The organism is Acinetobacter sp. I-MWF, assembly GCF_025433935.1.
In the GTDB taxonomy this organism is placed as follows: domain Bacteria; phylum Pseudomonadota; class Gammaproteobacteria; order Pseudomonadales; family Moraxellaceae; genus Acinetobacter; species Acinetobacter guillouiae.
In genome coordinates this window covers 4,258,734-4,267,995 of sequence record NZ_JAMBAR010000001.1, presented here as the reverse complement: position 1 = coordinate 4,267,995, position 9,262 = coordinate 4,258,734, and the positions used below count along the sequence as shown (strand labels likewise).

Genomic DNA, 9,262 nt, shown 5'->3' with positions numbered 1-9,262 from the left:
AAAACACGCTAGTCCCGAAGGGTTGTGGCTAAAATTATCTCAGCCTACGTTATGAAACTCGAAAATAGTCTCGCTATTCTCTTCGTTTCATGCCTTGCCTGCTCAATTTTAACCTACAACGCAAGCCATTTATGAAATGTCTACAGACCCTAATTTCTCAATAAAGAAACCGCCGTAAGGCGGTTTCTTTTATGGATTAGACAATTGCAGAAAGATCACAATCTTTTTTAAATGGACATGCTTCCCCAACCACAAGATTTTCAAGTAGATTTTGAATATTCTGTAATTGGAGAATTTTTTCACCAATGACACTGAGCTTGTCTTTTAAAATCATATGAAATTGTTCTGCTGGAATTTCATTGACGTTGACCAAGTCTAAAATCTGTTTAATTTCAGCCAAAGTAAAACCTAGATTTTTAGCGACTTGAATCAGTTGTAATTGCTGTAAGTCTTGTTTTGAATAATCCTTATAACCATTATTTCGTGTCAATGGGCGGATAAGATCAAGCTTTTCATAAAAACGAATGGTATCCCGACTGAGATTTAATTGCTCTGATAATTCACCGATTAACATCACTTGCTCCAAATTTTATGTATTTGCAAGAAACACTTGACTGTGGAGTGTACTCCATCCTTTAGCTTAAGTGCGAGCATATAAAGGGTGTATAAAGTGATGCAAAATAATCAAAGCGTAGAAAAAGTTGCCTTGGTGGTTGGTGCAACAGGGTTTATTGGTAAATTTCTTGTAGCGCGATTACTTCAAAGCAATGACCAAGTTTTTGCCTTGTGCCGTCGTCTCGATCAGCAAGAGCCGAGTTTGAGAATGTGGCTGGAAAAACAAGGAATAAACCATCAAAAATTATTCTGTCTACAAGGCGATGTTACCTTGCCTGATTTGGGTATTTCAGTTGAAGATTGGAAACGGCTTGCTGAGGTAAATTATTTATTTAATACCAGTGCATTATTTGCATGGAACCTTTCAATACAACAGGCAAGGGAAGTCAATGTTAAGGGCTTAATCAATTTACTTGAATGTGTGAACGAACATTGCCAATTGAAACGGGCAATTCATCTTTCTGGCTATATGTTGACACTCACTCAGCACTTACAGCATGCTGGAGTCTGTTTAGAAAATATCGAGAGTACGAATTGGAGGCAGGTGTACCAAAAACTGGGTGCTTATGAGGCTTCTAAAATTGAAGCTCATTTTGCGTGGGTGAAATGCGCTCAACAGTTGAAAATTGACTGGACAGTGATTCATCCTGCAACAGTGGTAGGGGATGAAAATTCTGGTGAAATTGCAGAAAACCAGCCAATTGCTCACCTGATTACTCAGCTTAAACAGGGTAAAATGACCGCAATTCCTGCAACCCCTCAGCATTATTTACCTTTGGTTTCCGTGACAATGTTGGTCAATGCGATATGCAAAGCATCACAGGATCAACTTGCAAGTCACCAAGATATATTGATTGCCAATCCTACTCAGATTTCTTTGCAAGCTCTTATTGACAATGCGGCTCACAGATTAAATCTAAAAGCACCGCAATATTTCGTCTCGCTGAGCATTTTAAAAGTGATTTTAAAATGGAAGTGGCTTGCTCAAAAGCTGGATCTCTCTGCTGAGATGTTGAATTTCATCCGAACTGAGCAATTAAATATAGATCAGTTTTTAACATTAAATCAGAAATGGCAAATACCAGAAACCAATCTTAAACAGAGCATTGCACTGACTGCAGAATGGGTGGATCGGAATCATCAGATCTAGCAATAAACTGCCCATTTCAATAAATGGGCAGTTTATTATTAACGTGTTGTATAACCACCATTGGCAAAAATAGTTTGACCTGTAATCCACCAACCCTCTGTCACTAAAAAGCGTACCAAAGGTTCAATATCTTCAATCTTGGTTAGACCACCCAGTGCAGAGGCAGATTTATGATAGGCCACTGCTTCAGGCGCTTCTTGACCATAGAAAAAAGGTGTATCCATTGGACCCGGTGCAACAGCAGTGACGGAAATACCGCGATCGCCGTACTCTTTCGATGCTGCACGTGTATAGTGCTCCACAGGTGCTTTTAAGCCTTCATAGGTTGAATACAATCCTGTATAGGCTGCTAAAAGACTGGTCACGATAGAACAAATTTTTCCACCATTGTTAAGATGTTTACCCGCAGACTGAATGAAGAAATAGGCAATTTTATTGTTAATGTCATTCATCGAATCAAACTCTTGTTCAGTTGTTTCAATCAATGGTTTTTTGAGTACTCGCCCTACGGTATTAATCGCGATATCGACACCACCAAAGATTTCTTTGGCTTTGATGAACAATGTTTCGATATTTTGAATATTGGAGAGGTCTGCTTGTATCAAGGTTGCATTAACGCCAAGTTGTTCTACGGCTTTGAGTGTTTCTTCGGCATCTTTTTGGGTTTCTAGGCTGTTGTAGTGAATGACAAGATTTGCACCTTGTTCTGCAAATTTACGTGCGATCAGACCACCTAGGTTTTTAGCGCCACCTGTAATAATCACTGTTTTGTCTTTTAAATTGTGCTGTGCCATTGTTATTTTCCAGTTTTGATAAATGATGCTGAAATTCTAAAAGCTATTTTTTATTCTAAATAGTGATTAGAATCGAATAGATTGTTTGAAAAAATTGAATAATAAATGGATAAAATTGAACGGCTAAAAATTTTTTGCTTAGTTGCAGAAAAGCATTCATTTGCCCAAGTTGCTAAAGCACTGGATTTACCACGTTCAACAATTACCTATGCAATACAAGGCTTAGAAAAAGAATATCAAGTATTGTTGTTTAATCGCACCACGCGAAAAGTTAACTTAACCAATGATGGGGTTCAGTTTCTTAAAGAAGTTCAACAATTGATTTTTCAGGCTGAAGGGCTGAATAAGTTTAAATTAAAAAATCGCCAATATAAGGGGCAAGTTAAAATTGGCTTACCATTAAGAATTGCAACCCAATATCTTCTCCCTGATCTGCATGAATTCTATGCAAAGTACCCCAATATTAAAGTCTCAATTTATAGCCACGATCATTATTCAGATTTAATTGAACAACGACTAGATTGTGTGCTTCGTGTTGGAAATGTGATGAATGAAAACCTAATTGTGAGGCCTATCACAGAGGTTGATTTATATACGGTGGCTGCTCCAGAATACTTAAATACATTGGAGAATGCTTTAGAAACAGAACCGTTAAATCAGCATATTATGATCGGTTATCAAATGAAAAATATGGATTCAGATTTTGGAAGTCTGGTTTTTAAAGATACCCAGATCAAACTTCCTTATCAACTTTCAGTTGAGGATACCGAAAGTTATTTACATGCGGGCTTGCAGGGGTTGGGGATTATCCAGATTCCAGCTTTTGATGCAATCCCGTTTATCGAGACCAAAAGATTAACCCGAATATTTGAGCAAGAAGCGTGCTTAAAAATACCCATCAATTTTCTTTTTTTAGAAAGAAAGTATCGACCAGTATATTTTCAATTCTTTATTGATTGGTTAGAGAATTTATTGAAACAGAAGCTTGCGAATCATACTGAGCTGTTGTCGTTTAAATCGTGAAAATTGTTGCTGAGTAAATAGCTTCGGTACTCAAGGTGGACTTAATAGATTGGTCAGGTAGTTTTGTTTAAGTGTTAATTGTTCAATGACCACTTGTTCTGAGTCATGATTATTTTTGAGTAATTCAATATCCGCAATCGTTTGAGACAACAAGGCTTGAAAATCATCTGCTTGTAATAAATGTTGGGAGAGGGTAATTGCATCTGTCTTAAAATCATAATTTAGACTAATTTTTTGCAGGAGGTTTAATGCAAAAGGCGGACAAAGTAGCGCATCGATGAAAAGATAGCTGAATTTTAAGTTGGACAAGTATAGTTGTTTTCGTCGAACAAAAATCCAAGTGATATTGATCAGGTTAAGCGCATAAATGCTCAGGATTAAAATTGCTAAATATAGATAACTGCTTTTATAAATCAACGCAATAGGTAATAAAACCAGTGTTAACACTGTATTTAAATAAATCATCAACTGCAACGGCTTTAAGATTTTTTGCAGATTTCGAATAGCCTTGATCTCGTCGCCAATAACTTGTTGGTGGTCTTGATGATGGGTCAGTTGCCAGCGAACTTTAAAGCATAAATAATGTGGGCAAAATGGCTGAGGAATAATCAGAAATTTTTTTAAGACACTGACGTGATTGACCAGCATCTGTGACTTAAACTTTGTGGTAAAACCGTTGAGAAGATAAAACTCATTATAGAAACAAAGTTTAGCCGAATCATAGAGATAAAATCCGACTAAACCCAAAATAATAAGATATTCAAATGCGATCATTATTCTTTATTTCTTTTAAAAATCTTCCCGATAAAACCAATGCAAGCAGCAACCCCAACAAGGATAAACTTCCAAGTCGCTGCAAAGAAAGCAGCAATGACCGCCCAAAAACCTTTTTTAGTCGCAACGGCGGCAGCACCACCTACCACTAAAGCAGCAAGACCATATTCTGCGACTTTGTCGCCTGCTTGGAATTCGGTGTAACGTTCACCTGAATTATATTGGAAGCCTTTGATAGAGTTTTTAAATGCTTGAATATTTCTATCTAGATTTTCAGGATCAGATACCAAGGTTGCACTCATCACACCCGTACGCCCCAGCAGACGTACGGTATAGTTTATGGTTTCCATATTATCTTCACCACGGACTTTTAATGCCCATTCAAGATGTTTAGATGCAGGATCATATTTTGGAGGGACAGCCCAACTGTCTGTGTAAAGTTTATCAAGCCCTAAACGCACTCGTTCAGCATTGGCTGCTTCATCATAAGATTTTAATTCTTTTAACAATGCATCAGCATCAATTTTCTCATCATCTTTGACGTAACCTGACGGTTCAAAGTCAAATGTCGCCCACCATGAATCATCCTTTGCGACGAGTACATTAGTGCTGCCCGAAGTGAGATTACCTGTAAGCTCTAAAAATTTATCTGAATTTGAAATATCAAGAAAACCATCACCTTTAATTGTGTTTAGCGTGGCGACATCAGCAAGATTTTCCTTTTTGGGTCCAATTTGCCAATTCAGTTTGGAATACGGGCTTTCTTGCTGCGTTTGTGTACTTTGATCAGATGCCGTGCTTTGTTCTGTGGAGGTTGTTTCTGCATAACTATAAACAGGTATGAGTGTGCTCGTGCTTAAACTTAGACAAAGTAAAACGGCATGGGTAACAGGTTGAAGCTTTAAGTTAAATTGTTTTTTTAACATAGTGGTCTCATTTTCTAATTGGTTATGTTTCTGATTATTTGAATAGCTTCGTGTTGTTAAATTTAAAATCAATGATTTTTTCTTTAATATTGAATGCGTGAAGTTATTCTTAGTGCTTAGTTTTTCTAATATTATTTTATTTGTTCAAGATTTTCAATGTTTGTATTTGAACGGATAGTCTACTCAGTAAAATATCCGTTCAGTGGCTTAAATTACCAATGTTCACCAGGGAACAAACGAGCATATGCTCTTTGTACCAGATTTAATTTTTGTTGCTCACCTACAGATGCAGTCGAACTTGGGAACAAATTAAAGCCAATCGACATTAATTTATTATTGATTCCAGGTGCAATCGAATACGTAATAGAGGCTAAACGGCCTAAGTTTGTCGCAACTTTCTTCGGACGTTTCACAATCGCATAAGCCACTAAATCTGCTGCTTGTTCAGGCGAAAGTGTTGGTACATATTTATAAATTTTAGTCGGTGCAATCATCGGCGTGCGGACTAAAGGCATATAAACTGAAGTAATTGCAATTTTATGTGAATGTACTTCCGCAGATAAACAACGGCTAAATGCATCCAATGCTGCTTTTGATGCAACATAAGCAGAGAAGCGAGTTGCATTCGCCAAAACACCAATTGAACTGATATTGATAATTTGACCGTCTTTACGAACCATCATTTGCGGTAAAATATTCAAAACTAAACGAACTGCGCCAAAGTAATTCAGCTGCATCGTACGTTCAAAATCATGGAAACGGTCAACAGATTCATGTACCGCGCGACGAATCGAGCGTCCTGCGTTATTGATCAAAATATCAATATGATCAACAGAGGCAATGATTTGCTTAGACACTTCATCAATAGCATCCATATCATTTAGGTCACAAGGGAAAATATCAGCCTGTCCACCTTCAGCCTGAATTTCAGCTTGGACTTCTTTCAATGTTTCTTCAGTACGAGACACTAAAAGTACATGCGCGCCTGCTGCTGCGAGTTTTTTTGCAACCGTTAAACCGATACCACTAGATGCACCTGTGATTAGTGCAATTTTACCTTGAACCTTTTTTTGAAAAAGTTGCTCTAATTTTTGATTCATAGCTATTTTCCTGATTCTACTGGCATAAATATATGCTGTATTTTTTTGTTTCGGGTGATTGGGTCTTTGTTTAAAAGATGATCACTTTTGTTGGAAGGCAATAATATACAAAAAAAATAAAAATACTAGTATTAAGTGACTGAATTTATAAAATATTTTTAGAGTAAATACTCTATTATATTTTTACTTATTTCGTGATTTTTACCATATAAAAATGAGTATTAAAAGCAAAAAATCAATCTTATTGTATAAAACATAACCAAATAAATTCACTTGAAAATTTGAATATATTTTTAAGTAAACAGAGTTGATTTCAACTCTGTTTATAGATGGGTATATGTAATATTTTTATCATGATTTATGAAAAAGCAAGCTCATCATATGCTTTTTTTAATTGTTCTTTGGCGTGGGTATGACCTTGATGTGCAGCTTGTTCAAGCCACTTTTCTGCATGACTATAACTTCGGTCTAACCCAAGTTGTCCATTTAAGTAGCTGAGTCCCATTTTATACTGAGCTTCTTGATCTCCACGCAAAGCAGCTCTTAAATAGCACCACATAGCATTACGATTTGCGATTTCATCTAAACTTAGATTTTGATCTTCAAAATGATGTGCTTGCGCTTTTTCGAGAGCAGCTTCGGAAGCATTCTGTTCAAATGCTCGACGAGATGTTGAATCTCCTAAAAAACGGTTAAAAATATGTACCAACATATACAACCTCCTTGCTAATCCATTAACAAAGTAAAAGAGACTGCTAATCACAAAAAAATGATTAGATATAATTAATCTAGCTGATTTTTTACACTTTGCAAATAGTTAAATGTAATTTGTCAATTGCGATTTTTACACATTTGTTAAAAAATACATTATTTAACAAACCAACAATTTTTATTTAAAGTATTAAATCACGCACTGTAATTTTATTACATTGAGAAAATTTGCTATATTTAGGTTGTTTTTTGATTTCGGATAGAATCTGTGAAACGCTCAAGTGTTTTCATCACAGTCTTGCTTAGTTTGTTTATGTTCCAAAGTCTTTGGAATGTAGCGGCAGCTTTTTGTGATCATGAAAGCACTACACTTCCATCACAAAGTCTAATTAGTCAGCATTTTGGACACCATAATGCGCCTGATTGTACTCAGGATCAGCAGCAGCATCCGCAGCTATTGGATGTGTATGGGATAGATAAACCGATTTCTGATCAGTCCGCATCAAAACAATTATCAGCACATCAACATGATGTGCGCTCCAATGATTTCCTGAATCATATAAATGATGATCATCGTGACCATTTGCCTTCCTTTGCGCATTTTATTGTGGTTGATGATCAGCAACAAACAGCGCAGCCTAAGTTTATAGGCTACCCTGAATCCCGCTTTATTGGCTGGAATAATTTGTACCAGTCACCTGATCTATATTTGCCCAATCCTCCGCCTCTCTCATCCCCGCTATAAGGTGGGGTAGCCAAAAAGATTGCCCACCGCTAATGGTTTAATTTAGTGGGGCATTTTTATGTCAAAAGAAATACGTAATTTAGTACAAAAGCCTGTATTTGGTTTTAGGCCGTCTTTGCTCGGTGCACTGATGTTGAGTGTGATGTCATCTCTTAGTTGGGCAGACAACCCATCTCAAGCATTAACCTTACAACAGGCAATTGCAAAAACTGAGCAATATCAGCAAACGCAGAACGTCTGGCAAACACAGCAACAAATTGCAACTGCGAACATCAAACAAGCAAAACTGTGGACAAATCCAGAGTTATCCGTATCGCAAACGGGTTTTGGTTCCAATCAAGATCAAGAGCTTTCAATTGGTGTTTCTCAACGTTTGGATATTTTTGGTGAACGTAGGTCAGCACAGCGGTTGGCACAACTTTCAAAAGACCAAAGTGACTTAAATCAGCGAATTTATCAGGCACAACTCGAATTGGCTGTGAAATACCAATGGTCACAGCTTGCCATTTTTGAATTAGAACGCAACGTGGTTCAAGAGCAACTCAACGTCAGTGAAGAAAATCTGAATGCAATTCAGAAGCGCTATCAAGCGGGGAGTGTCGCTCAGGTTGATGTAGATCGTGCCAGACTGAGTCATGCAGAAAATGCTCGCTTATATCGTCAAGCCGATTTGCAGGTGCAAGTTGCCAAGCAGCAATTATCCAATCTTTGGGGGGACGCTGATAAATCCATTCGTATTGGTTTAAATCCTCAATCTTTATGGCCGTCTTCGACACACCAACAGGTACAAGAATATCTCGCGGACAATCTTTTTGAAAAATCACGTCAGTTACAGGTGTTGCAAGCAAAAGCGACAGTGGCGCAATTAAAAGCTTCGGCACGGCCTAATCCGACTGTGAATTTAGGCGTGAATCGTACTCGATCACCTGAAACCTCGACTGACAATGCTTTAGTTGTGGGGGTCTCTATCCCATTGAATATTTTCAACCGCCAGCAATATGGTGTGCAAATTGCGCAAGCAAAGCAGGATTTACTCAGTAGACAACAGGAATTTTATCTCCGCCAAAATGCTTTGCAGGTGGGAACATTGTTGACTGAATTGCAAGGACTGGAAGTACAGTTTAAAGCAGTCGATGAGTCTCAGATTCCGCTTGCAGCTCAGGTTCAACGTAAAACTTTGCAGGGGTTTACTGTCGGTAAATTTGCCGTTAACGATGTGCAACTCGCAACGTTACAGTTGCAAGAAGTGCGTTTGAGAAAAGTGCAATTATTGAAAGATGGCTGGCAACGTGCCATTGAAGCGGAAAGTCTGAGTCTCGGTATTGAACCAAGTCAAATCATGGCAAAAGACGCTTTAGCTCAGATCAATCAGAGTTTATGGCAGGAAACACAAGCTTTACCAATCGTGGGCGGGGGAAATTAAT

Annotated in this window: 10 protein-coding genes; 4 read left to right on the top strand and 6 right to left on the bottom strand. The window is 37.7% G+C overall.

Features of this window, described 5'->3' with window-relative positions; translation table 11 throughout:
- Positions 1-196 precede the first annotated feature (196 nt).
- Positions 197-574 (bottom strand): MerR family transcriptional regulator, encoded by a 378-nt coding sequence (locus M2R48_RS19720; protein WP_004725368.1) that lies wholly within the window; start codon positions 572-574, stop codon positions 197-199.
- A 99-nt stretch (positions 575-673) separates the two neighbouring features.
- On the opposite strand from M2R48_RS19720, the gene M2R48_RS19715 reads away from it, so the two are divergent.
- On the top strand, positions 674-1,765 hold the full coding sequence (locus M2R48_RS19715) for an SDR family oxidoreductase (RefSeq protein WP_262087225.1): 1,092 nt from the start codon (positions 674-676) through the stop codon (positions 1,763-1,765).
- 38 nt (positions 1,766-1,803) lie between these two features.
- Here M2R48_RS19715 and M2R48_RS19710 read toward each other — a convergent pair whose 3' ends face one another.
- Positions 1,804-2,559: an SDR family oxidoreductase gene (locus M2R48_RS19710; RefSeq protein ID WP_209827822.1), complete on the bottom strand. Its 756-nt coding sequence runs from the start codon at positions 2,557-2,559 to the stop codon at positions 1,804-1,806.
- Between the two features lie 105 nt (positions 2,560-2,664).
- Here M2R48_RS19710 and M2R48_RS19705 point away from each other — a divergent pair, with 105 nt between their 5' ends.
- Complete coding sequence (locus tag M2R48_RS19705; RefSeq protein ID WP_262087223.1) at positions 2,665-3,582, top strand: LysR family transcriptional regulator; 918 nt, start codon at positions 2,665-2,667, stop codon at positions 3,580-3,582.
- A gap of 30 nt (positions 3,583-3,612) precedes the next feature.
- Here M2R48_RS19705 and M2R48_RS19700 read toward each other — a convergent pair whose 3' ends face one another.
- The 4 genes from M2R48_RS19700 to M2R48_RS19685 form a co-directional block, all read right to left on the bottom strand.
- Positions 3,613-4,356 carry a hypothetical protein gene (locus tag M2R48_RS19700; RefSeq protein WP_056517524.1) on the bottom strand — a complete coding sequence of 248 codons (744 nt, stop codon included), beginning with the start codon at positions 4,354-4,356 and terminating at the stop codon, positions 3,613-3,615.
- Entirely contained in the window at positions 4,356-5,282 is a 927-nt protein-coding gene (locus M2R48_RS19695) for a DUF2167 domain-containing protein (protein ID WP_056517644.1), read from the bottom strand. Before M2R48_RS19695 ends, M2R48_RS19700 begins: the two co-directional genes overlap by 1 nt.
- Before the next feature lie 212 nt (positions 5,283-5,494).
- On the bottom strand, positions 5,495-6,382 hold the full coding sequence (locus M2R48_RS19690) for an SDR family NAD(P)-dependent oxidoreductase (RefSeq protein WP_034616823.1): 888 nt from the start codon (positions 6,380-6,382) through the stop codon (positions 5,495-5,497).
- Positions 6,383-6,740: 358 nt separating this feature from the next.
- Positions 6,741-7,094 (bottom strand): SEL1-like repeat protein, encoded by a 354-nt coding sequence (locus M2R48_RS19685; protein ID WP_004816626.1) that lies wholly within the window; start codon positions 7,092-7,094, stop codon positions 6,741-6,743.
- A gap of 267 nt (positions 7,095-7,361) precedes the next feature.
- Here M2R48_RS19685 and M2R48_RS19680 point away from each other — a divergent pair, with 267 nt between their 5' ends.
- Together M2R48_RS19680 and M2R48_RS19675 are read left to right on the top strand one after the other, a co-directional pair.
- On the top strand, positions 7,362-7,838 hold the full coding sequence (locus tag M2R48_RS19680; protein WP_056517521.1) for a hypothetical protein: 477 nt from the start codon (positions 7,362-7,364) through the stop codon (positions 7,836-7,838).
- A gap of 58 nt (positions 7,839-7,896) precedes the next feature.
- Positions 7,897-9,261 carry a TolC family protein gene (locus M2R48_RS19675; RefSeq protein WP_154129425.1) on the top strand — a complete coding sequence of 455 codons (1,365 nt, stop codon included), beginning with the start codon at positions 7,897-7,899 and terminating at the stop codon, positions 9,259-9,261.
- Position 9,262: the final 1 nt, after the last annotated feature.